Below are 26,593 nucleotides of genomic sequence, written 5' to 3'. Positions count from 1 at the left end.
CCTCTTTAATGCATGCTCTTAGTGCTTGCGCTTTCTAGCCGCCTCAGATTTTTTCTTCCGTCTGACGCTTGGCTTTTCATAAAATTCGCGCTTTCTCACTTCTTGCAAAGTGCCCGTTTTCGAAACGGCACGCTTAAAGCGACGAAGAGCGTCGTCGATCGACTCATTTTTGCGAACGATCGTTTTGGACATCCTGCTTCCCTCCCTCCGAACAACAACCATTGCATATTGTACTTGTCAATTATAATACATGCTGACAGAAAAGGTCAATAAAAAAAGCAACGGCATCCTGCCGGCCGCCTCTTCCCCACGCTGAAAAAATGGTCATTACGTGCGGACAAGGCTCATACATATTAAGATGAAAGGGGGGCGCCCATGGCATCATTTGTCATGCTGTTCGCCATTTACACCGCTTTGTTCCTTCTTGGCATGTTTATGATGAAAGCCGGACTTTACACGTTGTCCGGCCATCGGTTGAAACAGTGGCTCATGCGCTTTACCGCCACACCGCTGCAAGGATTTGTCGCCGGTTTGGCGACAACCGCTCTCTTGCAAAGCAGCTCAGCGGTGATGGTGATGACAGTCGGCCTTGTCGCCGCCGGCTACTTATCGTTCCGCCAATCGATCGGCATCATTTTAGGCAGCAACATTGGCTCGACGGTCACGACCGAGCTGATGACGCTCGATATCGGTGATGGCGCCATCCCACTTCTTGTCAGCGGCGCGCTGCTTGTTTTTTTCGGCCGTCATCGCCTTGTTCTCGGCATCGGCATGACCGCCGTCGGTCTCGCCGCTGTGCTGTTTGCCATGGACGGCTTTGGCAGCCTCGCTAAACCGCTTGCCGCCCACCCGTTCGTTGATGCATGGCTTAAAGAAACAAACCGATCCATCGCTGCCGGCCTTCTTGTCGGCATTGTCCTTACTGCTCTCGTTCACTCGAGCGCGGCAACAATCGGCATCGCCATGGGATTTTTAAACGAACAGCTGTTGACGCTGCCCGCGGCAATTGCGATGTTGCTTGGCGCCAACATCGGTACGTGCATCACCGGACTTTTGGCTTCGATCGGCTCCAGCAAGGAGGCCCAGCTGACCGCCTACACCCATCTATGGCTGAACGTCGCCGGCGCCGCCTTGTTCGCCTTTTGGACCGAGCCGCTCGCCCGTCTCGCCGCCGGGCTCAGCCCAGCGCCTGATGTGCAGCTCGCTCATGTGAGCGTTTTGTTCAACGTCATTTGCTCAGTGGCCGCCCTGCCATTTGTCCGCGCCATCGAAAGGGCCATTCTGTTTTTGCATGACCGAAACCGGGTTTAGTAGTCAGCGCGGCCCGTTCCGCCGGTGACGATCGCCACTCCAGAGCTTGTGCCAATGCGCGTCGCGCCGGCATTGATCATCGCTTCAGCGGTTTTCCGATCGCGGACGCCGCCTGACGCTTTGACGCCTGCTCTATCGCCGACCGTTTTTCGCATCAGCGCAACATCCTCGACCGTCGCGCCTCCGCCGGAAAACCCGGTTGACGTTTTCACATAATCAGCGCCGGCTTTCACCGCAAGCCGGCAAGCGCGCACCTTTTCTTCATCGGTCAAAAGCGCCGTTTCAATAATCACTTTGACAAGCGCCCTGCCAGCCGATGCTTCGACAACTGCCCGGATATCGCGCTCGACAAGATCATCGTCCCCACTTTTTAACGCGCCAATGTTGATCACCATGTCGACTTCGCGAGCGCCGTTTTCAATGGCGTTGTTCGTTTCAAACGCCTTTGTTTCCGGCGTTGTTGCCCCAAGCGGAAAGCCGATGACCGTGCAGACTCGGACATCCGTGCCGGAAAGCTCGCGCGCCGCCGTCTTCACCCATGTCGGGTTGACGCACACGGAAGCGAAACCGTATTGCTTCGCTTCTTGGCATAATTGAACGATCTGTTCTTCCGTTGCATCCGGCTTAAGCAGCGTATGATCGATCAGTTTGGCCATGTTCACCGTCATGAGAATTTGCTCCTTTCTGCCATTTACACGAAAAGGTCTGACGTCTATCATCATACCATGACGCCAAGGCAAAAACTAGCCATCACCCGTATGGTCCCCGAAAAAAACAGAAAAAACCCAGCGGTCAGGCTGGGTTATGAGCCCACTTTGGCTGGCGGACCATCTCATCGAGCACCACGCGGACGAACTCCCCTTCATTGTAGGGGTAGCCGGCTTTCGTGATCTTCACTTTGACAAGCTCGCCAACCATATCCTCCGTCGCTGGAAAGCGGACTTTCAAATAGTTGTCTGTATAGCCGACGTACAACTCCGGCCGCTCTTTGTCGCGCTCTTCCGGAATGACTTCGAGCACTTGCCCTTCAAAACGAGAGGCGTACTCTTTCGCCAGCTGGTCAGAAAGGGCGATGAGACGGCGGACGCGATCATGCTTCGTTTCTTCGTCAATTTGATTCGGCATGCGCGCTGCCGGCGTGCCGGTCCGCTTCGAGTACGGGAAGACGTGAAGCTCCGAAAACCGTTGCTCGCGAATAAAGTTGTACGTCTCCATGAATTCCTCTTCCGTCTCGCCTGGAAAGCCGACGATGACGTCAGAGGTGACTGCCAATTCCGGAAACACCTCACGCAGCCGGGCGAGCCGCTCTGCGTAAAACTCCACCGTATATTTGCGGCGCATCCGCTTGAGCACCGTATTCGACCCAGACTGAAGCGGAATGTGCAAATGGCGGACAATTTTCTCTGAACGCTTCAAGACGTCAATCACTTCATCGGTGATTTGGCTCGCTTCGATCGACGAAATGCGGAGCCGCTTCAGCCCCGGCACTTGCTCATCCAAATCGCGCAACAAGGCGGCAAAGTTATAGTCTTTCAGATCGGTGCCATAACCGCCTGTATGAATGCCGGTCAGAACGATTTCTTTATAGCCGGCGGCAACCAGCTGGCGCGCCTGGCGGATGATTTCCTGCGGATCGCGTGAACGCATTAAACCGCGGGCCCACGGGATGATGCAGAACGTGCAAAAGTTGTTGCACCCTTCTTGGATTTTCAGCGACGCCCGCGTCCGATCAGTGAATTCCGGCACATCTATCTCCTCAAAAACACGCGTTTTCATAATGTTGTGAACAGCGTTGATCGGCTGGCGTTCGCGTTGAAACTGTTCCACATAGTCCAAAATTTTATGCCGGTCTTGCGTGCCGATGACAATATCAACCCCCGGAATGGCCATGACCTCAGCCGGCGATGTTTGTGCATAGCAACCGGTCACGCAGACGACGGCGTCCGGATTGCGGCGCACCGCACGGCGGATGACTTGACGGCTTTTTTTGTCGCCGGTGTTCGTCACCGTGCACGTGTTGATGACGTACACATCCGCGCGGCTTTCAAACTCTGTTCGCTCGTATCCCGCCTTTTTAAACAGCTGCCAAATCGCTTCGGTTTCGTAATGATTGACTTTGCAGCCCAATGTATGAAAAGCCACTGTTGGCATGTTATTCACCTCGCTCTGCCCCCGCTTGGTGACCAGCAGGGAGGAATTTGTCCATTTTCCTTCTCGCCCTAGTTTCGGTTGAACCACCGCCTGCATGCCAACGTTCTGGCGCAAGCGAATATGCAGGGGACAACCGTCAGGACGCGAAACGGTCCATTATCGCCCACGCGCCGCTTCTTCGCCTTGTGCGCGCAGCTCCCATTCATAGGAAGCGGCGGCAAGCAAATAGAGCGGCGCCGTTTCGGTGCGCAAAATACGCGGGCCGAGGCTGCATGGCACAAAGCCGTGTTGCTCGAGTCGTTCCGCTTCTTCCGGGCTGAACCCGCCCTCCGGCCCAAAGACCGCCAGCAGCGCGCCACCCGGACGGAGGCGGGAAAGAAGCGCCGGAAGTCCAGCATGCCGGTCGTCCCGCGCCTCTTTTTCGTAGGCAAACAAGCGAACATCGACCGTTTCGCCAAAGGCAAGAAGCTCGGCAAACGAAAGCGGGGCCCGCACGTCCGGCACTGCCGTTCGTTCAGCCTGCTCAGCTGCTTCTTTCGCGATTTTTTTCCACCGCTCGACTTTTTTCTCCGCTTTTTTCACGTCCCATTTCACAACCGAGCGGGCGGCTTCGAACGGAAGAAACCCGGCGGCGCCGAGCTCTGTTCCTTTTTGGATGACGAGCTCCCATTTTTCGCCTCTCGGAAGCCCTTGGGCGATGTAAATGCGCACCGGCAGCTCGCTTTGCTCCTCTTTCCATTGTACAATACGGGCTTGCACATGCTCATTGGCAATTTGTTCAATTTCGCACACCGCTGCGCGGCCGTCGGGAAAGACGCAAACGATCCCATCCCCCGGCTTCATGCGCATGACGCGGGCGATATGATGGGCGTCATCGCCGCTGATCGCGACGATCCCGCCTTGTTGCGCCTGGCTGGAAACGAAATAGCGCTGCACAGCCATCCCTTCTTTGCTTATGGTTTGCAGGCGACAACCGCCACCCAATCTTCTCTCACGTTGATTTCCTCAATGGCAAAGCCGGCGGCAAGCAACCCGTCTTGGACGTCCTGCTTTTTCGCCTGAATGATGCCGGACGTGATGAAGCGTCCGCCTGGCTTTAACAACCGGTAGGCGTCATCGGTAAAGCGCAAAATGATTTCCGCTAAAATGTTGGCAACGATCACATCAGCCGGTTCCTCGATATGGTCGAGCAAATTGTTTTGTGAGACCGTTACGATATGCTGCACCTTATTGAGCTTCACGTTCAGCCGCGCGCTGTCGACCGCCACCGGATCCAGATCGAGCGCCCGCACCGATCGAGCGCCAAGCATCGCCGCGGCGATGCTTAAAATGCCGGAGCCGGTGCCGACGTCAATGACATGATCGCCGGGCCGCACGTACTTTTCGAGCGCCTGCAGGCACATGACCGTCGTCGGGTGCGTGCCGGTCCCAAACGCCATGCCGGGATCCATTTCAATGATCAGCTCATCACTAGACGCTGGCTCGTACGTTTCCCACGTCGGCACAATCGTAAACTTTTCCGACACTTTCACCGGGTGATAATGCTTTTTCCATGCCGTTGCCCATTCCTCTTCGTTCACTTCGCTCAATGTAATTTTATTTTTGCCAAGGTCAATATCATACAGCCATAAATTGTTAATCGCCTGCTTAATTTGTTCGACCGTTTCGCCAAGAAAGCTGTTGACGGGCAAATATGCCTTAATGACCACCCCTTCTTCCGGATAGTCATCCGGGTTGAGTTCAACGATCTCGCCGTACCAGTCGTCCCGTTCTTTGACCAAATCGTACGGGTCTTCGATGACGACTCCGCCGGCGCCCGCTTCATGCAAAATGTTCGAAATCGCCTCGACCGCCTCATGCGTCGTGTGAATGCTGATTTCTGACCATTTCATCGCGCTTACGCTTCTCCTTTAAACGCCTTTTTGACTTTCTCAAAAAAACGTCCGTGCGGCCCGTCGTGCATCGTGTCTCCGCCGAGCCGATCAAACTCGCGCAACAGCTGCTTTTGTTTTTCGGTCAGCTTCGTCGGCGTCACAACGCGGACGATGACGTGCTGATCGCCTTGGCCGTAGCCGCGCACGTTCGGCACCCCTTTTCCCTTCAAGCGGAAGCGCGTGCCCGTTTGCGTGCCGGCTGGGATTTTCAGCTTTACAGGGCCATGAAGCGTCGGCACTTCAATTTCATCGCCAAGCGCCGCTTGGGCGAACGACAGCGGCACTTCGCAATAAATATCGTCGCCGTCGCGTTGGAAAAACTCATGCGGTTCGACGCGGAAGACGATGTACAAATCCCCCGGCGGCCCGCCATTGACCCCCGGCTCCCCTTGACCGGCGACGCGCAGCTGCTGCCCGTCGTCGACACCGGCTGGAATTTTGACATGAATTTTTTTCCTCCGTTTGACGCGCCCCGTGCCGCCGCACGTTGGGCATTTCTCCGGAATGTACCGGCCTGTGCCGCCGCAGACGGGACATGTTCGGCGATTGACGATGCGGCCAAACGGCGTTGTTTGTTCGCTTGTCACTTGCCCGCTGCCGTGGCAATGCGGACAAGACGTCGGGCTTGTACCCGGTCTTGCACCGCTGCCTTGGCACGTGTCGCACGTCTCTTCCCTCGGAATTTCAATTTCTGTTTCTTTTCCGAACGCCGCTTCTTCAAACGTAAGCGTCATCATATACTCGACATCCGCGCCTTTGCGCGGACCGTTCGCCCGCCGACGCGGACCGGCGCCGAAAAACGTTTCAAAAATATCTTCAAAGCCGCCAAAGCCGCTAAAACCGCCGAAATCAAATCCGCCGCCTTGAAATCCGCCGCCAAACGTTTCGTTCGGGTCGGCATGGCCGAAGCGGTCGTAGCGGGCCCGCTTTTCATCATCGCTCAGCACTTCGTACGCCTCTTTAATTTCCTTAAACTTCTCCGCGGCATCCGGGGCTTTGTTCACATCTGGATGATACTGCTTCGAAAGCTTTCGATACGCTTTTTTGATCTCGTCTTTCGTCGCGTTTTTACTGACGCCGAGAATCTCGTAATAATCGCGCTTCGCCATCGTTGATCATCCACTCCCGATTCACTCACATAAATTTAATTTTATCATTTCCCTCTGCAGCAAGGCAATATGTCAATGCTAGAAAAAAAGTCAAAGCCAAGGCAGGCCTGACTTTGACTTTCGGTTGCATTATTTATCGTCGTTCACTTCTTCAAACTCGGCGTCCACCACATTGTCTTTATTATTGGCAGAGCCAGCTTGCGATCCTGCGCTTTGCGCCTGTTTCGCCGCTTGTTCATACAGCTTGATCGATAGTTGTTGCACCGCTTCTTGCAGCGCATCCTTTTTCTTGCGGATGTCCTCGATGTCATTTTTCTCAAGCGCTGCTTTCAACGCATCTTTCGCCTCTTGCGCCTTCTTGATGTCATCGGCGCTGACTTTTCCTTCGACCTCTTTGATCGTTTTTTCAGTCATGAAAATGAGCTGGTCGGCTTCGTTGCGCAACTCGGCGGCTTCTTTCCGCTTCCGGTCGGCTTCGGCATTTTCTTCCGCTTCTTTAATCATGCGCTGAATTTCTTCTTCCGACAGGCCGGACGACGATTTGATCGTAATCGACTGCTCTTTGTTCGTTCCTAAATCTTTGGCGCGCACGTGAACGATGCCGTTGGCGTCAATATCAAACGTCACTTCAATCTGCGGCACGCCGCGCGGCGCCGGCGGAATGCCGGTCAGCTGGAAGCGGCCGAGCGATTTATTGTCCGCCGCCATCGGGCGCTCGCCTTGCAAGACGTGAATGTCAACCGTCGTCTGGTTGTCGGCTGCCGTTGTGAACACTTGCGATTTGCTTGTCGGAATCGTTGTATTCCGTTCGATCAGCTTCGTAAACACGCCGCCCATTGTCTCGATGCCAAGCGACAGCGGCGTGACGTCGAGCAAGACGACATCCTTCACTTCGCCGGCGATCACCCCGCCTTGGATGGCCGCACCGATCGCCACGACTTCATCCGGGTTGACGCCTTTGTGCGGCTCTTTGCCAAGTTCGCGCTTGATCGCTTCTTGGACGGCCGGAATGCGCGTCGAACCGCCGACCAAAATGACTTTATCAATATCCGCTGGCGTCAAGCCGGCGTCTTGCAACGCCTGGCGAACCGGTCCCATCGTCCGCTCGACGAGGTGGGCCGACAATTCTTCAAACTTGGCGCGGGTGAGCGTCGTCTCAAGGTGGAGCGGACCGTTTTCGTTCGCGCTGATAAACGGCAGCGAAATTTGCGTCTGCGTCACCCCAGACAGCTCTTTTTTCGCTTTTTCCGCCGCATCTTTTAAACGCTGGAGCGCCATTTTGTCTTTTGACAAATCGATGCCGTGCTCTTGCTTGAACTGATTGACCAAATAATCGATGATCACTTGATCAAAGTCGTCGCCGCCCAAATGGTTGTCGCCGGCGGTCGCCTTCACTTCAAACACGCCATCGCCAAGCTCCAGAATCGAGACGTCAAACGTCCCGCCCCCTAAGTCATAGACGAGAATCGTTTGGTCTTCTTCTTTATCCAAACCGTAAGCAAGCGCCGCGGCCGTCGGCTCGTTGATGATGCGTTCGACTTGCAAGCCGGCGATGCGGCCGGCGTCTTTCGTCGCTTGGCGCTGCGCATCGTTGAAATAGGCCGGCACCGTGATGACCGCGCGCGTCACCGGCTCACCCAAATAGTCTTCGGCGTACGACTTCAAGTATTGCAAAATGATGGCTGAAATTTCTTGCGGCGTATATTGCTTCCCTTCAATTTCGACTTTGTAATCCGTCCCCATATGGCGCTTGATCGAGATGATCGTGTTCGGGTTCGTGATCGCTTGCCGTTTGGCGACTTCGCCGACGAGGCGTTCACCGTTTTTAAACGCAACGACCGACGGGGTCGTGCGGTTTCCTTCTGGATTCGGAATGACTTTCACTTCGCCGCCTTCTAACACGGCGACGCAAGAGTTCGTCGTTCCTAAGTCGATGCCGATAATTTTGCTCATCGCTTATCACCCTCCATTTCTATTATTGGCTCACTTTGACCATGGCGGGTCGCAACACACGGTCTTTCAGCTTATAGCCTTTTTGCAGCTCCTCAACGACCGTGTTCGGCTCATAGCCTTCCGCTTCCGCCTGCATGACGGCTTGATGCAAATAAGGGTCAAACGGCTTTCCGACCGCCTCGATCGCCTCGACGCCTTCTTTCTTCAAGGCATCAACAAGCGACCGGTACACCATTTCCATCCCTTGCAAAATCGATTTCGCCTGTTCGTTGTCCGTCTCTATTTTCAACGCGCGTTCAAAGTTGTCAAGCACCGGAAGCAAATCGCTCGCCAAGCTTTGGGCGCGGTATTTTTCCGCTGCTTCCATCTCCTGGCGCGTCCGGCGGCGGAAGTTTTCAAAATCGGCGTACAGGCGGAGATACCGGTGTTCCATCTCTGAAAGCTTCGCTTCCAATTCAGCGATCTGCGCCTTGGCCGCCGCCAACTCCTCGGCTGTTGGCGCTTTTTCCATCGGCTCCGCCGCTTCCTCCCTATCGGCTTGTTCGCCTGCCTCTCCAAGCGGAGCGCCGCCTGATTCCTCCTCGAGCTGCGGGGCGGATTCTTCCTCGATCGCTTGCTCCCGCTCCGGCTCATCGTATGTAGCCTGTTCCATCACTTGTTTTTCTCCTTGTTCCATCGCTTTCACCTCCCTGCCCGGGCTCTTCCCTTTTATGTATCCATGGCCACAAGGAAAGGATGGATACACGATCCATCCGTTATCCAATATGGCCATTCTTATTGGCTTTGATACCATTTCGTCAACGCGGCCGATAAATCGGAAGCGACACGGTTTAAGACCGTGATGACGCGCGAATATTCCATGCGCGTTGGACCAAGAATCGCAATCGACCCGAGCGGCTCATCACCGACCGAATACGTCGCTGTAATCAAGCTGCAGTTTTCCATGCCGCGCAGTTCGTTTTCATGCCCGATCGAAACCCGCACCCCTTTTTGGGTTTGCTTGCGAAGCAGGCGATAAATGTCTTTTTCTTGCTCAATGATGTTCAGAAGCGGGCGGACTTTTTGGATGTCGCTGAACTCCGGTTGGTTGAGCATATTCGCCTTGCCAGCGAAAAACACTTTTTCTTCTTCAGGAGCATCGATCGTTTCAATGAGCGTATTGAGCACGCTGTCGTAGTTGCGGATGTGCCGGCGCAATACATCGGCCACTTCCGTCTCCATTTTTTCTTTCAAGTCAATGAGCGGAACGCCGTTTAACCGCTCGTTGAAAATGTTGACCATTTTTTCCAGGTCGCCTGCATTCATCGATGACGGGATCGTCACGACCCGGTTTTCGACATGGCCGGTGTCCGTCACGACGATGGCGACGGCTGTCTGTTCGTTGAGCGGCACGATTTGCATCCGCTTCAGCTTGCTTTCTTTAAACGTCGGCCCGAGCGCGATGGATGTATAGTTCGTCAGCTCGGATAAAATTTGCGCCGACTTTTGCAGCAGTTTTTCCAGCTCATAAATGCGCTCAGCAAACACGGAGCGGATTTTTTGAATGTCCGCCCTTGTCAGCCGCTGCGGCGGCAGCAAATGGTCGACGTAGTAGCGGTACCCCTTTTCCGACGGTACTCGGCCAGAAGAAACGTGCGTTTTCTCAATATAGCCAAGCTCCTCCAAATCCGCCATCTCATTGCGGATCGTCGCCGAGCTGAACGCGATTTGATGCTTTTTCGATAACGTCCGCGAACCGACCGGCTGCCCAGAACGAATGAAATCGTCGATAATCACCTGCAAAATCAGCAGTTGGCGGTCCGTTAGCACGTGTCTCACCTCTGTTAGCACTCGAACAATTCGAGTGCTAAATCTACTACTAGGGTAGCAAATTGCCCGGCAAATGTCAATGTTTACATTTCGCCAAGGAACGCGGCAAACACTTCATTGCCGAGCAGCTTGCCCCGTTTTGTCAAGCGGACGTGAGTCGCCGTTTCCTCAAGACGTCCATTTTCGATTTCCCGGCGGATCGCCTCGCCAAAGATGTCGTGGAGGTCACAGCCGAACTTTTGCCGAAAGCTGGCTTGGGATACCCCTTCCGTTTTGCGCAGCCCTAAAAACATTTCTTCTTCCATTTGTTCGCGGACCGTCAAACGATGAACGCGGCGGTGCGGCCATTCGCCGCGCTCAACCGCGGCGATGTAATGACGAACGGGACCGATGTTCTCACGCCGCACCCCGCTTATATAACTATGCGCCCCGGCGCCGATGCCGTAGTACTCCTCGTTGTTCCAGTATGTCAAGTTGTGCCGGCTTTCAAATCCCGGCAAAGCATAGTTGCTGATTTCGTATTGCCGATAGCCGGCGGCGGCCATCCATTCCATCGCCGCTTCGTACATTTCGGCTTCCACTTCTTCGCCTGGAAGGCGAAGGCGGCCCTTCCGCCATTCGTTATAAAAAATCGTCCTTGGCTCCAAAATGAGGGAATACGCAGACAGATGCGGCACATGAAGCGAAAACGCCGCTTCTAAATCGTTCGTAAACTGCTCAAGCGTTTGCCCCGGCAAACCGTACATCAGATCTAGGCTGATATTTTCAAACCCCGCTTCTCTTGCCATGGCTACCGCCTGCATCACATCGTGGCAACGGTGCGTGCGTCCGATCGTTTGCAGAAGTTGCTCATCAAATGTCTGCACCCCCAGGCTGAGCCGATTCACTCCCGCATCGCGCAAAATAGCGAGCTTTTCTTTCGTCAAGCCGTCCGGGTTGGCTTCGACAGTAAATTCGGCCGTTTGGGGGTCAAACTGGAAATGGCGGTGGATGCTCTCAAGCAAACAGCCGAGTTGCGCCGGCTCAAGCACCGTCGGCGTGCCGCCGCCGATAAACAGCGTTTTGAGCTGGTTGCCAAATTCCGCCGCCGTCCACGCCATTTCTTTGTCCATCGCTCGCAAATAGTCGTCAACCGGCTGTCCGGCGGCGAACACTTTGTTAAAATCACAATAATGGCAAATCTGGGCGCAAAATGGAATATGAAAATACGCTGAAACGGCCATCAGTCCTCCTCCTTTCAACCGGCCGGCGCCTCAGGAAACAAACAAGGCTATCCCCAACGGAGACAGCCTTGCTTGTTATTTTTTCTGGTCGTCGATTTTCAAGACGGCCATAAACGCTTCCTGCGGCACTTCGACCGACCCGATTTGTTTCATCCGCTTCTTTCCTTCTTTTTGCTTCTCAAGCAGCTTCCGCTTCCGCGATACGTCGCCGCCGTAACATTTGGCAAGCACGTTTTTGCGCAGCGCCTTGATCGTCGAACGAGCGATGACCTTGTTGCCGATCGCCGCCTGCACCGGCACTTCAAATTGCTGGCGCGGAATCAAATCTTTCAGCTTTTCAACGATCGCTTTGCCGCGCTCGTATGCTGAATCGCGATGGACGATAAACGATAAGGCATCGATTTTTTCGCCGTTTAGCAAAATATCCATCTTGACGAGATTGGACGGCCGATAGCCGATCCATTCATAGTCAAACGACGCGTATCCTTTCGTGTTAGACTTTAAGGCATCAAAAAAGTCGTACACGATTTCCGACAGCGGCATGTCGTAAATCAACATGACCCGCTTTTCATCCAAATATTGCATATCGACAAACGTGCCGCGTTTTCCTTGACACAATTCCATCACTGGCCCGACGTAGTCATTTGGCACCATGATCGTCGCTTTCACATACGGTTCTTCGATGCGCTCAATCTTTTGCGGCTCGGGCATATTAGATGGATTGTCCACAGCGACTTCGTTTCCATCGGTGAGATGCACTTTGTACACAACGCTCGGCGCGGTCGTGATCAAATCGATATGAAATTCGCGCTCAAGCCGCTCTTGGATGATTTCCATATGAAGCAAGCCGAGAAACCCGCAGCGGAAGCCAAATCCAAGCGCCTGCGACGTTTCCGGCTCAAAGTGAAGCGCCGCATCATTCAATTGCAGCTTCTCGAGCGCCTCGCGCAAATCGTTGTAGCGCGCTGTATCGATCGGATACATGCCGCAAAACACCATCGGGTTAAGCTTCCGGTAGCCTGGGAGCGGCTCGGCCGCCGGCCGTTCGGCATCGGTGATCGTATCCCCGACGCGCGTGTCTTTGACGTTCTTAATGGAGGCGGTCAAATAGCCGACATCACCGACCGTCAATTCGTTGACGACTTTTTGCTTCGGCGTGAATACCCCAACTTCCGTCACTTCAAACTCTTTGCCGGTCGACATCATTTTGATGCGCTGCCCCGGCTTCACCGTTCCGTCGACGACGCGGACATAGGCGACGACGCCGCGGTACGGGTCATAGAGCGAATCAAAAATGAGCGCCTTCAGCGGCGCATCCGGATCGCCCGAAGGAGCCGGAATTTTCTCGACGATTTTTTCCAAAATTTCCTCGATGCCGATGCCGACTTTGGCCGAAGCAAGCACAGCATCAGAGGCGTCCAAACCGATGACATCCTCAATTTCTTGACGCACCCGCTCCGGTTCAGCGCTTGGCAAATCGATTTTATTAATAACAGGAAGAATTTCCAAGTTGTTATCAATCGCCAAATACACGTTGGCGAGCGTTTGCGCTTCAATGCCTTGTGCCGCATCGACGACCAAAATTGCCCCTTCGCAAGCAGCCAAGCTGCGCGATACTTCATACGTAAAGTCGACGTGGCCCGGCGTGTCGATCAAATGGAAAATATACTCTTCGCCATTTTTCGCTTTATATGTCAACTGAACCGCATTCAATTTAATCGTGATGCCGCGCTCGCGCTCAAGCTCCATCGTATCGAGCGTCTGCTCGCGCAATTCACGCTCCGACAGCGCCCCTGTTTTTTCCAAAATGCGGTCCGCCAGCGTCGATTTTCCGTGGTCAATGTGAGCAATAATCGAAAAATTGCGGATCCGTTCCTGCCGTTTCAACCGTTCTTCCCGGTTCATCGTCTCTCACTCCTGCTTCTTCGCAAAACTACACTAGCTTTGATTATAGCAACAGCGCGAAGAAGATTCAATGATGAACGAAAAACCAAGCCGCCGTTCGAGCTTTCCGGAAAGACGCGAAACGGCCAGAGCCGCGCCAAAAAACAACCGACAATGTGAAAAGTGCAACACTTTGCGCTCCAGCGGGCGGACGGCATCCAAAAGAAAAAGCCGCCATTGTTGACGGCACGTTCCTGTGTTCCTGTTTTGTCCGCACATGAACGGGCTAGTCCAGCGCCCGGCCGACGAGCGAACACAGCGTTTCCATGAGCGCGGTGACGGCATCGGCAAAAAGTTGCCCGAGCCTAGAGAACAAGTTGAACGTTTTCATCTCGCGAATCGTTTCTTGCTTTTCTCCTAATAAATCTCCAGCAACGACCGGCCGGCCAAACACTGCCGCTTCCATCTCACCATTTTCCCTTTTCTTCATATCGATGACGGATGGAAACGACGGATCGGCGTAACCGCGCATCCGTTCAATGCCCTCATGCGCCTGCTGCATGCCAAACAACACGCCGAAAAAAAGAAGAAAGATCGCTAGAGTAAAGCGGATGAACCATCGTGCCATAAGTGACGCTCCTTTACTTTTTCTCCGCCGGAGCCGGCGCTTCGACTTTTTCCGCCTGCCAATAATAGTCGCTGAACACATCGGCAAACGCCGACACGGAACGAAACAACTCAGTAAACGTATTGTCAACACCGCCGACTTCAATTAAAATCGCGTTCTCTGATAAATCTTGATTAAACTTGCCGTTCGTCCCGGCTCCTTTTTTCTCGATCACCCCGCGGCTCAACCCTGGATATTTCTTTTGCAGCAGCTGATGCAACTCGGTTGCCAGCTGCAAGTTTTTCTCGTATGTCGCATTTTCTCCGCCAATAATGAATGCGACACGCGCATAATCAACGCCGTTGATCGTAACCGTCGTATATTTCCGCCGCCGTGAATCGCGATGGATGTCGATGAAGTAGTGCAAGTCACGGTTTTGCTTCATTGCCGCGATCACGGTTTGCCGAGACATATCATACGATTGAGAGTATTTCATTCCTTTCTTTAACAATTCGTTGACAATGTCGATTTTGCTCACTTCAGCGCCGATGCCGCGCTTTTCCAGTTCTTCCGCTAACTTTTCCCCCACTTTTGCGACGTTGACCGTCGGGTGAAACGCCAAATCCGGGTCAGTCACCCCTTTGAGCGCCGGCAAAAACGACTCATGCGTATGGGTATTGTAAATGTAGACCACTTTTTTTCCTCCCGTCGTCCGCGATGGCGGGGGAACCGGTTTTTCCTCTTCGTTCTTGTTTGCCTGTTCGAGCTCCTCCACCGAGGCTTGCCGCTCCGCCAGCATCACTCTAAGCGGCGGCGCGGATTCGTATGGCATGTTCGTGTAATCCGTTCCTTCACCAGCGATGAGAATTTTGCTGTCATAAAGGGCAAAGCCCGGCAGCTCGCTGCCAAGCAGGCTGCGCGGGTCATCGGGATTGATGCTCGTCGCCAGGCGGAACAGCAGCGATGAGTAATTCGTCTGCCGCCGCTCTTTCGGCAACAGTTGAGCAAAATAGCGATTTTCCAAGGCAAACAAACGAATGAACGTCTCCTCCGGAAAATGGGCCGCCATATCGTTTAGCGACGATGACGACGGACGGTATTCTGGCCGCAGCGATGTGAGCGCTCCGACAAGCATAAACATCATCATGCAGCCAAGGATGATGAGCATCAACAGTTTCTTTATGCTGGCTCCTGGAATCGCGATCACGACGTTTGGGGAGCGCCATCGTTTCATATTCCCACCCTTTCCCGGCTTGTCTCCTCAGTTTAACGTATGGCCAAGCGGGAAAAGATAGAACCGTTTTTTGTCTAATGAGTGTAGGAGCCGACATTGCCTTGGTCGACTTGACGGTGCAGCGCCGCATTCAAGCCCCCGGCTAATAAGTTGGCCATATCGCCGATAAACGAATCGATCTCTTTTGGGGTTACCATCAAATTATGACCGAGCGGGGCGAGCACTTCATAGATGAGGCGCCGCTTTTCTTCATCGCCAAGCGTGCCGACCATGCCAAGAAACGTCGACCGTTCTTGCGGCGACGGCATGTCTTGTTCCGTCAATTTTCGTTTGCGCCCAAACGTCCAGCCCGCCGGGGCGAGCGCACTTGACGGCCGATTCCCTTCGCGCATTTCGCGGCCGAAGTGCTTCAAAATGAAATCAATCGTGTCGCTCGTGATCGAAACAGCGTCGACGACCGTCGGAACGCCGATCGAAATAACGGGAATGCCGAGCGTCTCATGGCTCAGCTCTTTCCGCTTGTTGCCGACCCCAGAGCCAGGATGGATGCCGGTGTCAGAAATTTGGATCGTTGCATTGACCCGTTCGATCGAGCGGGCAGCCAAGGCGTCAATCACAATGACAAAATCCGGCTTTGTTTTCCGGACGACGCCGTCGATAATATCGCTCGTTTCAATCCCCGTCATCCCCATCACCCCTGGAGCGAGAGCGCTCACCGGCCGGAAGCCTTCCTCGACGCTTTCGGGCTGCAGCTGGAACAAATGACGCGTGACAAGCACGTTTTCCACCGTCAGCGGCCCAAGCGCATCCGGGGTGACGTTTTGGTTGCCGAGCCCGACGATCAGGCAGCTCGCCTGTTCCGGAATGCCAAGCCGCGTGAAAAAGGCGCTGAGCTGCTCGGAAAAAATGCGCTGTACTTTTTGCTGCAGCTCGGTGTTTTGTTCGCGGATGCCTTGCGCTTCAATCGTCACGTAGTGGCCCGGCTTTTTGCCGATCGAGGCCGCTCCTTGTTCCATGACATGCACGTGCGACAGCTTGACGCCGTCGATCTCCTCGTCACGGATCATGACTCCCTCAATCGGCGCGGCGCTTTCTTGTTTTTGCTGCAAACGCTCCTCGACTGCGATCTCATGCGCTTCGATCGCTAAATCCGTGCGCACCGAGTACAGGCGTAAATCGAGCGGCTGTTCCATGTCGTTTCTCCCCATTTCTGTCGTTTTCTTTTATTGTCGCCGTAATCAGGCCCAGTCATTCATGTTTCGTAAAGGATTTTCGCTTGAACACTCTTGCATAATCAAAACACGTTTGATAGAATAACACTTGTTCTTCCTGTTGCTCACAACAGAAATAGGAATGGTAATGGAGGTGAACGAACTTGGCTAACATCAAATCAGCGATCAAACGCGCGAAAACGAGCGAAAAACGCCGCGCCCACAATGCCTCGATGAAATCGGCCATGCGCACAGCGATCAAAAAATTTGAAGCGCTCGTTGAATTGAAAGACGTGGAAAAAGCGCGCGAGGCGTTTATTATCGCGTCGAAAAAATTAGACAAAGCTGCAAGCAAAGGCCTTATCCATAAAAACACCGCCAGCCGGCAAAAATCGCGCTTAGCAAAAAAATTGAACAGCATCCAAGCTTCCTAATCAAAAACGACCTGGCGCCAGGTCGTTTTTTTGTTTTTCTTTTGTTCACGGCAAACGGCCGGTCGATCGCTTCACCGCCGGCCGTGACGCCCCGCTTGCGCCGGGCGGGCGCCCCAGCGCATCAGAAGCAGCTCAACGGCCAACCGGCGATCGACCGCCCCGCTTTTCACTTCATAATCAGCAGAAGCAAGCTCGTCAATCGCCGCCGCTAGCTCTGCATCGGAGAAGCGTGCGGCTTGAGCGAGAGCGAGCTTGATCCGGAACGGATGCACCTTGAGCGCCGACGCGATTTGCGCCTGTCCGTAGCCTAAGGAGGCGAGCCACTTCACTTGCGCAAGCAAGCGGAAATGACCGGCAAGCAACGCTAAAATTTTGATCGGTTCCTCATTGTTTTCAATCAAATCGTAAAACGTCTGCAACGCCGCTGGAATGTCTCGCTTCGCCACTTGCTCGACGAGCACAAAGACGTTTTCTTCCGGTGTGCGGGCGACAAGCTGCTCAACCGCCGCCGCCTCGACCGTTCCACCCGGCCCGGCAAACAGGGCCAATTTATCGATTTCATTCGCCAAAGCGGAAAGCTGCGTCCCGGCCCGCCGCAACAGGACATCAATCGCCTCATCGCTTGCTTGCGCCCCTTGGCTCTCGATGCGGCGCCGCACCCAAGCCCGCAGCTCCGCTTCAGCGAGCGGGGCGGCGATGACGACTTCGCTTTGCTCTTTGGCGAGCTTCGTAATTTTTTTTCGTTCATCAAGCTTCTCATACGGCGCGAAAAAGACGACGATGGAAAACGGCGACGGCGCCTTCAAGTACGCCTCCAGCTTCGCCAAATCATGCTCGATCTCCTTCTCTTTTTCAGACGTAAAAAAATACGGATGCTTGATGAGAATGACGCGCCGCTCGCCGAAAAACGGCACCGTCTCGGCCTCCTCAAGCGCCGCCTCGACCGGTGTTTCCTCACAATCGTACACGGCCAAGTTCCACTCCCGTTCCTCGTCGCCAAGCGCCGCGTTCACCAGTCGCTCATACGTTTCCATTAATAAAAATGGTTCATTGCCGTATAATAAATAAAGGGGAGAAAACCGCCGTTTTTCAATGTTTCCCCATACGCGTTCCAGCATGTTCCCGTCTCCATTCCCTAGCAAACGTCTCTGCTAGAAAGATACACTGTTTTTCGCCATTTTACAAGGGAACCGGCTGCCGAGAAACCGGTTCCCCTTTATATAAACGCCGGCCTATAAGTCCTAGGACCTTATCGGCCAGCGGGTTATTTTTATGTTTTCCCGGCTGTTGGAAAGTATTTGTGTCAACTGTTGTCAAGGAAGGAAAATGGACGAGCGGCGGTAGATTTTTCACGCGTTTTCGTCTATACTAAAAATGATTGCACGAGGAGGGGAAAAGCGATGAACGTATTCGAAAAAGAAGTGCAAAGCCAACGCAATGACGCCGTTGATTCCGCCGTCGGATTCATCGTGTCGTTCGGCTTTTTTGCGACGATGTTCATCATCGCCACGTTGATCGAGTTTTTCGGTCGATAAGGATTGCTTACATAAGCAATCCTTATTTTTTTTTGCGCACTACATCTTATGGTTTCATCACCTGAAAGGTTCCGCCGTTTTCATCATACAGATAGCGAATCGCACCGTTTTCATCCGTCCGCCAAACGATCGCCTGCTGTTGCTTCAACCGCATGAGCACTTCGGGGGATGGATGCCCGTAGCGGTTGTCGCGGCCAACGGAAATAACCGCCGCCCGCGGCTTGACCGCCCGCAAAAACGGTTCTGTTGTCGACGTTTTGCTGCCGTGGTGCGCGACTTTCAATACATCGACGCGCAGCGTCGGATAAGCGCGGATGAGCGCTTCCTCCGCCTCTTTTTCAATATCCGCGGCAAACAGCCATGCCAATCCGCCGAGGCGAACGAGCAACACAAGAGAACCGTTATTGTCCTCGTTGTTTCCTTTTTCGGGATGGATCACAAAAAAACGCACGCCCCCCTCCGTCCACCCTTCTCCCCGCACAGCGGTTTTGACCGGTACAGAAAACGGGCGCGCCATCGCCTTGACGGTCGTCAGCGCTCCGGGACTTGTGACAATCTTCTTGACGCGCACGGCTTTGAGCACCTCAGGAGCAGCCCCGATATGGTCGGCGTCATCGTGCGTCAAAATCAGTTGATCAAGCGTTCTCACTCCTTGGGCTTTTAAAAACGGCACGACAACGTCCCGACCAACCGCAAATGACCGCAACCGCTTGCGCCATGGTTCCTTCGCCCATCCCGGCGTCCCGCCGGTGTCAATGAGATAGACCGCTTTTCGGTAAGGAAGCTCAATATAAATGCAGTCCCCTTGTCCGACATCCAATACCGTCACTTCCCCTTGCCGATCCACATACGGAGCGGCCAGCTGAAGCACCGTTGCCGCCGCCACCGCCGCCAAGCCTCGCAACAGGCGGCTTCGCTCCCAATCCAAAAACGCCGCCGCGATAGCCGTCAAATAGCCAGCTAAGCACCACGGCCCCGGACGGCCGAGCACAAGCAGAAATGAGTGATCGACCGAGAAAAAACGGACAACCGCGTCCGTCAGCTCAACGAGGCGGCTAAACAGCCAAATGAGCGGAGACAAGGAAAAAACGGCGGAGAGAAAAGCAGTGGGCAAAAGGACAAAGGAATACCAAGGGACAAAGAAGACATTCAGCCCTATGCTCCAAACAGAAATTTCATAAAAATGGTAAAGCAAAATCGGCAGCGCGGCAAGCTGGGCAACGAGCGCAGTCTGAAACAAATTTTGGAGCATCGAACGAACAGAGGCGAGCACCGGCACATGAGCGAGAAGGGCAAACGTGACAAAAAACGATAGTTGAAAACCGACATCCCAAACTATATATGGATCAAAGGCGAGCAGGGCAAGCGCCGTCCAACTCAACGCATCCAGCGGATGGATCGTTCCTTTTTTCCACTGGACGGCCAATACGATCATTCCGGTCGCACAGGCGCGCAGCACCGACGGTGAAGCGCCGGCAAGCACCGCATACATAGGCAAGAGAACAAACAAAGCAAGCACGGCCGCTTCGCGCGTCACAAACCGAATGGCAACAGCCAACACAGCGCTGACAAGCAAGGTGACATGACCGCCGGAAATCGCCAACAAATGAATGAGCCCGAGCCGCTGATAGTCGCTAATCACCTCTTCATCCAACGAACGGCGCTCTCCATAAATGAGCGCAGCGGCGATGCCGGCCGCTTCCGAAGGAAACCGATCTTCGATGCGGCGAACGCCAGCCTCACGAATCGCTTCAAGCCGTTCGATGATGGTGGGACGGGCGCGCACGCAAGCGGAAAGATCGATCGCCTCAGGGAGAAAGAGCCAATGAATGCGGTGGCGGCGCAAATAGCGGCGGTAATCAAACGCATACGGATTGCTGGCTGGCATGGGGCGCTCGAGCGTTCCGCTCACTCGGCACACTGTTCCAGGCATAAGATGCGCACGCAACGTCTCTTTTTCCGCAGCCGTCCGAATGGTGTAACGGAGCTGCACCCGCTCCTTCCCAGCTTGCACCGCCGCCTGCAGCCGGTCGCCGTCGATCGCGGGCGCAGCGGAAAAACGAACGGAAAGCCAGTGGCGACCGCCGGCAAAGGAAGTTTTGTTATGATGGTCAACGATGAGAAAATAGACGAAAAAGAGGAGAGCCGCAGACAAAGCAGGAAGAAAGCAACGCGGCCGGTGGATGAAAAGGAGAAGAAGGTACACCGCAAGGAGAAGACATATGGTTTTGGACGGAGAGGCCGCCGCCACAGCAAAAAGCGCCGCCGCGGCGGGATAGACGGCTTGTCCTTTCATGATTCCCCTCCGCCGCTGGAAAGCAGGGCGAACACATCCGTTTTCAGCGGCACTTGCACGAGCCGGACGCCGGCTTGGGCAAACAGCTCTAGGGCGTACGGATGGTTTTTGTAGTCTTGGGCGTAATAGACAGCGCGGATGCCGCTTTGAATGATCGCTTTGCAGCAATGCAAGCAAGGAAAATGGGTGACATACATCTCCGCCCCCTCGGTCGGGACGCCGAACTTGGCGCACTGCAAAATCGCGTTCATTTCGGCGTGAATCGTCCGCACACAATGCCCATCAATAACGTAGCACCCTTCATCGATGCAGTGAGCGCCCCCGGCGATCGAACCGTTGTACCCGCCGGCGATAATGCGCTTGTCGCGCACAATCGTCGCCCCCACCGCAAGCCTCGTGCACGTGCTGCGCAGCGCTAGCAGATGGCTTTGCGCCATAAAGTATTGATCCCACGTGATTCGTTCCATTTTACGTCCCTCCGCTCATTTCCATACTTTCAGTCTACCGGCCGCCGCCTGCCCCGTCAACGCCAAAACATGTCTGCGCGGCCCGATCCGCTCATCAACGAGAAGCGGTTCGCTCTCTCCTCATTTACGGCACAAGCAAATATGGTTTCAATTTCTCCAACGTTTTTTCGCCAATTCCGGCCACATTCAGCAAATCTTCCACTTGCTGAAACGGCCCATGTTCTTCGCGATAGGCGACGATCGCTTTTGCCTTCGCTGGCCCGATGCCGGGAAGCTGCATCAACTCCTCTTCCGTCGCCGTATTGATCGCCACTTGCGGTCCGTCCCGAGATCCATCGCTCGGAGACTTGCCGATAGCATCTGGTGCCGGTGCGGCTTCTCCTTTTGTCGGCACGTAAATCATCATTTCATCGCGCACTTTTGCCGCCAGATTGATTTTCGTTTCATCCGCCTCGTCCGTCAGTCCACCGGCTAGGGCGATGACATCGCGGATGCGGGCATCCGCCGCCACCTCGTACACTCCTGGGTTCACGACGGCCCCTTTCACATCCACCACAGCGGTGTTAGGCGATTCGTCCTTTTTGTTTTCCGGAAGAGAGACATCCGTTTCAGCCGCCGCTGGCAAGGCGATTTGCCCTTTTTCATCCGTCGGATGACGAAACACCCACAACCCCACCGCCGCGGCAAACAACAAGAGCACCCCCGCTTTCCCATAACGTTTTCCAAGCTCCTGCACATGCTCCCACATACGATCCCATCCTTTCCATTTCAAGTCATAAACCGAGCCTTTTGCTCATACATATCGAAAAAGAGAGTTCCGGTGAACCAAAACCGGGAGGGGGGACAACGCATGAACATCGGCGTCATCGGCACGGGGAATATGGGCACCATCTTAATCGAAGCGTTCCTCGACTCCGGCGCCGTTCAAGCTGATCAGCTCGTCATAACGAACCGTACGCTTGCGAAAGCGTTCGCGATACAACGCGCGTATCCCGGCATGACAGTGGTGGCCGATGCAGCTGAAGTCGTCAAACAATCCGTCCTCGTCTTTTTATGCGTCAAACCGTTCGACATCCACCCATTATTGCAGCAACTGGCCCCGCACTGGACAGAGGAGCATTGCCTCGTATCGATCACAAGCCCGATCAGCGTCGAACAGCTTGAAGCAGCCGTCCCTTGCCAAGTCGTGCGCGCCATTCCGAGCATCGCCAACCGGGCGCTCTCCGGCAGCATCCTTGTCACCTTCGGATCCCGCTGTTCGACCACCTGCCGGCAAACGATCGATGATCTTCTCCGGCGCATCGCCTCGCCGGTGTACATCGACGAGGCCATCACCCGCGTCGCTTCCGACATCTCAAGCTGCGGTCCAGCGTTTTTCAGCTATTTGCTTCAGCGCTTCATCGACGCCGCAGCGGCCAAAACCGCCATCACGAAGGAACAGGCGACGATGCTGGCGACTGATATGATCATCGGCCTTGGGGAATTGCTGAGACGGGACTTGTATACGCTTCAAACTTTGCAGGAAAAAGTATGCGTCAAAGGCGGAATCACCGGGGAAGGCATCGCCGTCCTCCAGCGGCGGCTCGACGGCGTTTTTGAAGAAGTGCTGGCGAAAACGCATGAGAAGTTTCGAGAAGACGTGGAGAAGGTGAGGCAACAGTTTCCTTGATTGATTTATTCGACAAGCACCAGCGAAAATCCTGCTTCGTTCGATAAAAAAATGGACCCCAGCTTGTACGGCTGGGGTTTTCATATTTACGGATTTTTCGTTGGATTCCATCGTCGTTCAACCTTTTAGCTCTGCTTGTTTTTATTTGTTTCGATTCTCATTCAGCTATTGAGCCAGGCACAAGATTTCTTCCAAATTACGCTTGATTACACTCCTTTCAATCGTCAACCAGCTAGTAAGCTGGGTGCAAAACGATAGAGCTTTTCCCCTGCATTCCTTTATGTTCAGCCAAAATCCCCCTAAATCTTCCTCATCCACGTTTCTTTTTATGATTTCTCGCTCTTCGCCACTCACCGCTTCCGCGCGACGAAAAACAGCCGCTCGGCCGTCTCGGTCGGCGGGGCATCGGTGAAATCGGAGGTCACTTCAAGCACCTCAAAGCCGGCGGCATCCAGCCACTGTTCGTAAACGGCGCGCTCGAACGTGCGCTGCTCATGCCATTCGTCAAAACGTTCGTACCGATCGCCGCGGCGAACGAAAAAGGTTAATTCATGCCCGACGCTGTGCGGCCAATCGAGCGGATGGCACGTCCATATGTAGCTGATGTCCTCCCCTTGGTCCGCAAATACGGCGTCACGGAATACGACATCCATTTTATAAACGGAATGGACGTCAAACAAAAGCAAGCCGCCGGCGCCAAGGGCGCGGGAAACGGCGGCGAACGTCCGCTTTACATCCTCTTCATCCGTTAAATAGTTGAGAGCATCGCAAAACAGGAAGGCGCCATCCAGATCACAAAACCCGTCGAGCTCCGCCATGTTTTGCTCGAAAAACGGCACCTCCACTCCCGCCGCTTCGGCTTTCGCCTGGGCGACGGCGAGCATAGGTTCAGAAAGATCAACGCCGGATACTTGCCAACCGGCGTTGGCAAGGCGGATGGCCAGCTCTCCCGTCCCGCAGCCGATATCGATGACCCGCCGCCCCGGCCGTTGGGCGTAGCGGGCAAAGGAGCGCTCGACAAACGACTGCCACTCGCCGTACGGCGCCTCAGCCATCAGCACATCATACCAGTCGGCGAAACGGCCGTACGTCATGGCTGCAACACAGCCGCGACGTCTTCCGTCGGAGCGTCCCCCCAGAGCCGTTCGAGGTTGTAATACTCGCGCTCCTCTTTGGCAAAAACATGCACAACGATATCGCCCAAATCGACAAGCACCCATTTCGCCTCATGGAATCCTTCCATCCGCTTCACCGGCAGGCCGTGTTCTTCGGCTTGGTCTTGAATTTCGCGGGCAATGGCCTGCACTTGTTTGTCCGAATTGCCATGGCAGATGACAAAATAATCGGCGACAAGCGAAATGCCTTTCATGTTTAAGACAACGATGTTTTCCGCTTTTTTGTCATCCGCCGCGCGGACGACAAGCTGCAACGCCTCTTGTTCCGTCACCGTTTTGCTTCCCCCTTCACTTCGCGCACAAGTGAATTGTACGCATGAATCGTATCTGGATAAATGAGCTGGCGCTTCTCAAGCAAAAAGGCGATCGTATTTTTCACCGCCTGCAAAAGCGCCCGGTGGAGATCTTCTTCCGCCAAGCGCCGTACGTCATCGACGCCAGGGAAGCGCCGCCCTGGTTCCATATAATCAGCCAAATAAATAATTTTTTCCAGCAGCGTCATTCCCGCCCTTCCAGACGTATGGTAGCGAATGGCGTCCAGCACCTCCGGATCATCGATGCCGACTTCTGTCTGCACCAAATAGGCGCCAACGGGCGCATGCCATAGCTCACTGTTGTAAGCAAGCAAATCGTTGGGCATATTTTGCGCCAAAATGATTTGTTTCATTTCCTCGACTGGGCGGAATTTCGCATAGTCGTGGAAAATCGCGGCCAGTTCCGCCTTTTTCGCGTCAGCGCCGTATTGTTTGGCGAGCTTAACGGCGGTCTCGACAACGCCAAGCGTATGCTCGTAGCGCTGCTCTGTCAACTGTTGTTTCACGATCCATAACGCTTGTTCTCGCTCCATATAGCCCCTTCTCCTCAATATAAAGTCTAACGCCCTCCGGCACAAGATAGCGAATCGTCTGTCCATTTCGCACCCGCTCGCGGATGAGCGAGGAGGAAACGGCAAATTGCGGCGCCTCGACCTCGATGACCGGATACGGCGTTTCCATCGAAAACCCCGGCCGCTTGACGCCGACGAACGTCACCAACTTGATCAGCTCATCGATGCGATGCCAATTTGGCAAATATTCGACCATATCAGCGCCGATGATGAAATAAAATTGGTCATCGGGATGCATCGCGACGAGCTGGCGGACCGTATCGTACGTATACGAAGGCCCTTCCCGCTCGAGCTCGATCGTCTCAATGTGAAAGCGCGGATGGCCAGCCACTGCCAACTCGAGCATGCGCAACCGGTCTTCGCTTTTTGTCACTTGTTCGTGCTGCTTATGGGGAGGAATGCGGTTGGGCAGAAACCAAATTTCTGACAACTGAAGGGCGTCAAGCACTTCATTCGCCATGAGCAAATGGCCGTAATGAGGCGGATCAAATGTTCCGCCGAAAATCCCGATTTTTCCCATCTTCTTTCCTCCCGCCGCCTGCCGTGGCTGTACCGTTGTCAATCAGGCAGAACGATTTGTTTATGCTCCTTCGATTCTTTGTATAAGACGATCGTGTTGCCGATCACTTGCACGACTTCCGCCCCCGTTCCCGCCGCCAGCTGTTCAGCGACGGTGTACCGATCTTCCTCACAGTTTTGCAACACGCTTACCTTCAGCAGTTCGCGCGCTTCGAGCGCCGCCGCGATTTGTTCGGTCATCGCTTCCGTCACGCCGCCTTTGCCGACTTGAAAAATCGGTTTCAAATGATGGGCTTGGGCGCGCAAAAACCGCTTTTGTTTCCCAGTTAACATATGTTACCTCCTCAACGCTTCCATGACAAGCTGTTTCATCCGCTTGACATCCGGCCATTGGCCGGTCCATTTTTCAAACGCCAGCGCCCCTTGATAGACGAGCATGCCAATGCCGTTTTGCGTGCGGGCGCCGCGCGCTTTTGCCTCTTTCAGCCATTTCGTTTCCAATGGGTTGTAAATGATGTCGGAAACGACCGTTCCCGGCCGCAGCCGCTCGAGCGAAAGCGGCTGTTCATCCTCTTGCGGATGCATGCCGACCGACGTTGTATTGATCAGAATATCATATTCAGCAAGCCGTGTTTCGGCCTCGGCAAGCGACAAATGCGTCGAGCGGCGCTCATCCCCTTCGCGGATGAGCCGTTCCGCTTTTTCCATCGTCCGATTGGCGACATCGATGCGCAATGCCCCCGTCTGCAGCAGCGAAAAGTAGACGCCGCGCGCCCCGCCGCCAGCGCCGATCACTAAAATCCGCTTTCCGTCAAACTGAACGTTCATTTCCTCTTCCAATGCGCGGACATAACCAGGCCCGTCCGTATTATAGCCGATAAGCCGGCCGCCCCGGTTGACGATCGTGTTGACCGCCCCGATGCGGCGCGCATGGTCATCGATTTCGTCCAAAAACGGAATGACCGCCATTTTATGGGGAATCGTCACGTTCACCCCAGCGATGCCGAGCGCCCGCACGCCGGCGATTGCCGCGCCGACTTGCCCCGGTTCGACGGAAAACAAATGATAGCGCGCCGGAATGCCCAAACAGGCAAACGCCTCATTATGCATGAGCGGCGACAGCGAATGCTCGACCGGAAAGCCAAGCAGCCCGTATACCTTTTCCACGTTTCTCCCCTCCCGCTTT

The 26,593-nt window shown here is 54.5% G+C and carries 28 protein-coding genes; 4 read left to right on the top strand and 24 right to left on the bottom strand.

The window, feature by feature from the left end:
* Positions 1-18: 18 nt before the first annotated feature.
* Positions 19-192, bottom strand: coding sequence for a 30S ribosomal protein S21 (gene rpsU / locus N685_RS0110620; RefSeq protein WP_008879912.1), 174 nt, complete (start codon positions 190-192; stop codon positions 19-21).
* A gap of 183 nt (positions 193-375) precedes the next feature.
* On the opposite strand from rpsU, the gene N685_RS0110615 reads away from it, so the two are divergent.
* Entirely contained in the window at positions 376-1,311 is a 936-nt protein-coding gene (locus N685_RS0110615) for a Na/Pi symporter (RefSeq protein ID WP_031408177.1), read from the top strand.
* On the opposite strand, the gene deoC is transcribed toward N685_RS0110615, so the two are convergent.
* The 13 genes from deoC to gpr form a co-directional block, all read right to left on the bottom strand.
* On the bottom strand, positions 1,308-1,979 hold the full coding sequence (deoC, locus tag N685_RS0110610; RefSeq protein ID WP_031408175.1) for a deoxyribose-phosphate aldolase: 672 nt from the start codon (positions 1,977-1,979) through the stop codon (positions 1,308-1,310). The genes N685_RS0110615 and deoC overlap by 4 nt on opposite strands.
* Before the next feature lie 124 nt (positions 1,980-2,103).
* Entirely contained in the window at positions 2,104-3,462 is a 1,359-nt protein-coding gene (gene mtaB, locus N685_RS0110605; RefSeq protein WP_031408174.1) for a tRNA (N(6)-L-threonylcarbamoyladenosine(37)-C(2))-methylthiotransferase MtaB, read from the bottom strand.
* Positions 3,463-3,618: 156 nt separating this feature from the next.
* Entirely contained in the window at positions 3,619-4,398 is a 780-nt protein-coding gene (locus N685_RS0110600) for a 16S rRNA (uracil(1498)-N(3))-methyltransferase (protein WP_031408172.1), read from the bottom strand.
* A 17-nt stretch (positions 4,399-4,415) separates the two neighbouring features.
* A complete protein-coding gene (gene prmA / locus N685_RS0110595) occupies positions 4,416-5,354 on the bottom strand; it encodes a 50S ribosomal protein L11 methyltransferase (RefSeq protein WP_031408170.1) in 939 nt (312 codons plus the stop codon).
* A 5-nt stretch (positions 5,355-5,359) separates the two neighbouring features.
* Positions 5,360-6,505 (bottom strand): molecular chaperone DnaJ, encoded by a 1,146-nt coding sequence (gene dnaJ / locus N685_RS0110590; RefSeq protein WP_031408168.1) that lies wholly within the window; start codon positions 6,503-6,505, stop codon positions 5,360-5,362.
* Between the two features lie 129 nt (positions 6,506-6,634).
* Positions 6,635-8,458, bottom strand: a complete 1,824-nt coding sequence (dnaK, locus tag N685_RS0110585; protein WP_031408166.1) for a molecular chaperone DnaK — start codon at positions 8,456-8,458, stop codon at positions 6,635-6,637.
* Positions 8,459-8,480: 22 nt separating this feature from the next.
* Positions 8,481-9,134: a nucleotide exchange factor GrpE gene (gene grpE, locus N685_RS0110580; protein ID WP_031408163.1), complete on the bottom strand. Its 654-nt coding sequence runs from the start codon at positions 9,132-9,134 to the stop codon at positions 8,481-8,483.
* 98 nt (positions 9,135-9,232) lie between these two features.
* The gene (gene hrcA, locus N685_RS0110575; protein ID WP_031408161.1) at positions 9,233-10,267 is read right to left on the bottom strand and encodes a heat-inducible transcriptional repressor HrcA; all 1,035 of its coding nucleotides are present in this window, start codon (positions 10,265-10,267) and stop codon (positions 9,233-9,235) included.
* Between the two features lie 83 nt (positions 10,268-10,350).
* Positions 10,351-11,490, bottom strand: a complete 1,140-nt coding sequence (hemW, locus tag N685_RS0110570) for a radical SAM family heme chaperone HemW (protein WP_031408159.1) — start codon at positions 11,488-11,490, stop codon at positions 10,351-10,353.
* Between the two features lie 75 nt (positions 11,491-11,565).
* Positions 11,566-13,395 carry a translation elongation factor 4 gene (gene lepA, locus N685_RS0110565; RefSeq protein WP_031408157.1) on the bottom strand — a complete coding sequence of 610 codons (1,830 nt, stop codon included), beginning with the start codon at positions 13,393-13,395 and terminating at the stop codon, positions 11,566-11,568.
* Between the two features lie 265 nt (positions 13,396-13,660).
* Positions 13,661-14,002 carry a YqxA family protein gene (locus tag N685_RS0110555; RefSeq protein ID WP_031408154.1) on the bottom strand — a complete coding sequence of 114 codons (342 nt, stop codon included), beginning with the start codon at positions 14,000-14,002 and terminating at the stop codon, positions 13,661-13,663.
* A gap of 13 nt (positions 14,003-14,015) precedes the next feature.
* A complete protein-coding gene (spoIIP, locus tag N685_RS0110550) occupies positions 14,016-15,215 on the bottom strand; it encodes a stage II sporulation protein P (RefSeq protein ID WP_031408152.1) in 1,200 nt (399 codons plus the stop codon).
* A gap of 74 nt (positions 15,216-15,289) precedes the next feature.
* A complete protein-coding gene (gpr, locus tag N685_RS0110545; protein WP_031408150.1) occupies positions 15,290-16,408 on the bottom strand; it encodes a GPR endopeptidase in 1,119 nt (372 codons plus the stop codon).
* Between the two features lie 182 nt (positions 16,409-16,590).
* Here gpr and rpsT point away from each other — a divergent pair, with 182 nt between their 5' ends.
* Positions 16,591-16,860, top strand: coding sequence for a 30S ribosomal protein S20 (gene rpsT / locus N685_RS0110540; protein WP_031408148.1), 270 nt, complete (start codon positions 16,591-16,593; stop codon positions 16,858-16,860).
* A gap of 71 nt (positions 16,861-16,931) precedes the next feature.
* On the opposite strand, the gene holA is transcribed toward rpsT, so the two are convergent.
* Positions 16,932-17,978, bottom strand: a complete 1,047-nt coding sequence (gene holA / locus N685_RS0110535; protein ID WP_031408146.1) for a DNA polymerase III subunit delta — start codon at positions 17,976-17,978, stop codon at positions 16,932-16,934.
* Between the two features lie 282 nt (positions 17,979-18,260).
* On the opposite strand from holA, the gene N685_RS19035 reads away from it, so the two are divergent.
* Positions 18,261-18,395 (top strand): YqzM family protein, encoded by a 135-nt coding sequence (locus N685_RS19035; RefSeq protein WP_011231993.1) that lies wholly within the window; start codon positions 18,261-18,263, stop codon positions 18,393-18,395.
* A 46-nt stretch (positions 18,396-18,441) separates the two neighbouring features.
* On the opposite strand, the gene N685_RS0110525 is transcribed toward N685_RS19035, so the two are convergent.
* The 3 genes from N685_RS0110525 to N685_RS0110515 all read right to left on the bottom strand — a co-directional run bounded on the left by N685_RS0110525 (position 18,442) and on the right by N685_RS0110515 (position 21,906).
* The gene (locus tag N685_RS0110525; RefSeq protein WP_031408143.1) at positions 18,442-20,691 is read right to left on the bottom strand and encodes a DNA internalization-related competence protein ComEC/Rec2; all 2,250 of its coding nucleotides are present in this window, start codon (positions 20,689-20,691) and stop codon (positions 18,442-18,444) included.
* On the bottom strand, positions 20,688-21,158 hold the full coding sequence (locus tag N685_RS0110520) for a ComE operon protein 2 (RefSeq protein ID WP_031408141.1): 471 nt from the start codon (positions 21,156-21,158) through the stop codon (positions 20,688-20,690). The genes N685_RS0110525 and N685_RS0110520 overlap by 4 nt, the downstream gene beginning before the upstream one ends.
* Before the next feature lie 124 nt (positions 21,159-21,282).
* Complete coding sequence (locus N685_RS0110515; protein WP_031408139.1) at positions 21,283-21,906, bottom strand: helix-hairpin-helix domain-containing protein; 624 nt, start codon at positions 21,904-21,906, stop codon at positions 21,283-21,285.
* Between the two features lie 102 nt (positions 21,907-22,008).
* Between N685_RS0110515 and comER the strand changes: the two genes are divergently transcribed.
* A complete protein-coding gene (comER, locus tag N685_RS0110510) occupies positions 22,009-22,827 on the top strand; it encodes a late competence protein ComER (RefSeq protein ID WP_031408136.1) in 819 nt (272 codons plus the stop codon).
* A 350-nt stretch (positions 22,828-23,177) separates the two neighbouring features.
* Here comER and N685_RS0110505 read toward each other — a convergent pair whose 3' ends face one another.
* Genes N685_RS0110505 through aroE form a run of 6 tightly spaced genes read right to left on the bottom strand, consistent with a single transcriptional unit; the run spans position 23,178 to position 26,574 of the window.
* Positions 23,178-23,921, bottom strand: coding sequence for a class I SAM-dependent DNA methyltransferase (locus N685_RS0110505; RefSeq protein ID WP_031408134.1), 744 nt, complete (start codon positions 23,919-23,921; stop codon positions 23,178-23,180).
* Positions 23,918-24,274 (bottom strand): ribosome silencing factor, encoded by a 357-nt coding sequence (gene rsfS / locus N685_RS0110500; protein ID WP_031408131.1) that lies wholly within the window; start codon positions 24,272-24,274, stop codon positions 23,918-23,920. Before rsfS ends, N685_RS0110505 begins: the two co-directional genes overlap by 4 nt.
* Positions 24,271-24,849, bottom strand: coding sequence for a bis(5'-nucleosyl)-tetraphosphatase (symmetrical) YqeK (gene yqeK, locus N685_RS0110495; protein ID WP_031408129.1), 579 nt, complete (start codon positions 24,847-24,849; stop codon positions 24,271-24,273). The genes rsfS and yqeK overlap by 4 nt, the downstream gene beginning before the upstream one ends.
* Positions 24,758-25,408, bottom strand: a complete 651-nt coding sequence (locus tag N685_RS0110490; protein WP_031408128.1) for a nicotinate-nucleotide adenylyltransferase — start codon at positions 25,406-25,408, stop codon at positions 24,758-24,760. The genes yqeK and N685_RS0110490 overlap by 92 nt, the downstream gene beginning before the upstream one ends.
* A gap of 38 nt (positions 25,409-25,446) precedes the next feature.
* Positions 25,447-25,740 (bottom strand): ribosome assembly RNA-binding protein YhbY, encoded by a 294-nt coding sequence (gene yhbY, locus N685_RS0110485; protein ID WP_031408126.1) that lies wholly within the window; start codon positions 25,738-25,740, stop codon positions 25,447-25,449.
* 3 nt (positions 25,741-25,743) lie between these two features.
* On the bottom strand, positions 25,744-26,574 hold the full coding sequence (gene aroE / locus N685_RS0110480) for a shikimate dehydrogenase (protein WP_031408124.1): 831 nt from the start codon (positions 26,572-26,574) through the stop codon (positions 25,744-25,746).
* Positions 26,575-26,593: the final 19 nt, after the last annotated feature.

Origin of the sequence: Geobacillus vulcani PSS1, assembly GCF_000733845.1 — a bacterium.
Lineage (GTDB): Bacteria > Bacillota > Bacilli > Bacillales > Anoxybacillaceae > Geobacillus > Geobacillus vulcani.
This window is presented reverse-complemented; position numbering and strand designations above follow the sequence as displayed.

Bases quoted from the DNA above. Each gene is read 5' to 3' on its own strand.
- rpsU (WP_008879912.1), bottom strand. From the start codon at position 192: ATGTCCAAAACGATCGTTCGCAAAAATGAGTCGATCGACGACGCTCTT.
- N685_RS0110615 (WP_031408177.1), top strand. From the start codon at position 376: ATGGCATCATTTGTCATGCTGTTCGCCATTTACACCGCTTTGTTCCTT.
- deoC (WP_031408175.1), bottom strand. From the start codon at position 1,979: ATGACGGTGAACATGGCCAAACTGATCGATCATACGCTGCTTAAGCCG.
- mtaB (WP_031408174.1), bottom strand. From the start codon at position 3,462: ATGCCAACAGTGGCTTTTCATACATTGGGCTGCAAAGTCAATCATTAC.
- prmA (WP_031408170.1), bottom strand. From the start codon at position 5,354: ATGAAATGGTCAGAAATCAGCATTCACACGACGCATGAGGCGGTCGAG.
- dnaJ (WP_031408168.1), bottom strand. From the start codon at position 6,505: ATGGCGAAGCGCGATTATTACGAGATTCTCGGCGTCAGTAAAAACGCG.
- dnaK (WP_031408166.1), bottom strand. From the start codon at position 8,458: ATGAGCAAAATTATCGGCATCGACTTAGGAACGACGAACTCTTGCGTC.
- grpE (WP_031408163.1), bottom strand. From the start codon at position 9,134: ATGGAACAAGGAGAAAAACAAGTGATGGAACAGGCTACATACGATGAG.
- hemW (WP_031408159.1), bottom strand. From the start codon at position 11,490: ATGGCCGTTTCAGCGTATTTTCATATTCCATTTTGCGCCCAGATTTGC.
- lepA (WP_031408157.1), bottom strand. From the start codon at position 13,395: ATGAACCGGGAAGAACGGTTGAAACGGCAGGAACGGATCCGCAATTTT.
- N685_RS0110555 (WP_031408154.1), bottom strand. From the start codon at position 14,002: ATGGCACGATGGTTCATCCGCTTTACTCTAGCGATCTTTCTTCTTTTT.
- spoIIP (WP_031408152.1), bottom strand. From the start codon at position 15,215: ATGAAACGATGGCGCTCCCCAAACGTCGTGATCGCGATTCCAGGAGCC.
- gpr (WP_031408150.1), bottom strand. From the start codon at position 16,408: ATGGAACAGCCGCTCGATTTACGCCTGTACTCGGTGCGCACGGATTTA.
- holA (WP_031408146.1), bottom strand. From the start codon at position 17,978: ATGCTGGAACGCGTATGGGGAAACATTGAAAAACGGCGGTTTTCTCCC.
- N685_RS19035 (WP_011231993.1), top strand. From the start codon at position 18,261: ATGAACGTATTCGAAAAAGAAGTGCAAAGCCAACGCAATGACGCCGTT.
- N685_RS0110525 (WP_031408143.1), bottom strand. From the start codon at position 20,691: ATGAAAGGACAAGCCGTCTATCCCGCCGCGGCGGCGCTTTTTGCTGTG.
- N685_RS0110520 (WP_031408141.1), bottom strand. From the start codon at position 21,158: ATGGAACGAATCACGTGGGATCAATACTTTATGGCGCAAAGCCATCTG.
- N685_RS0110515 (WP_031408139.1), bottom strand. From the start codon at position 21,906: ATGTGGGAGCATGTGCAGGAGCTTGGAAAACGTTATGGGAAAGCGGGG.
- comER (WP_031408136.1), top strand. From the start codon at position 22,009: ATGAACATCGGCGTCATCGGCACGGGGAATATGGGCACCATCTTAATC.
- N685_RS0110505 (WP_031408134.1), bottom strand. From the start codon at position 23,921: ATGACGTACGGCCGTTTCGCCGACTGGTATGATGTGCTGATGGCTGAG.
- yqeK (WP_031408129.1), bottom strand. From the start codon at position 24,849: ATGGAGCGAGAACAAGCGTTATGGATCGTGAAACAACAGTTGACAGAG.
- N685_RS0110490 (WP_031408128.1), bottom strand. From the start codon at position 25,408: ATGGGAAAAATCGGGATTTTCGGCGGAACATTTGATCCGCCTCATTAC.
- yhbY (WP_031408126.1), bottom strand. From the start codon at position 25,740: ATGTTAACTGGGAAACAAAAGCGGTTTTTGCGCGCCCAAGCCCATCAT.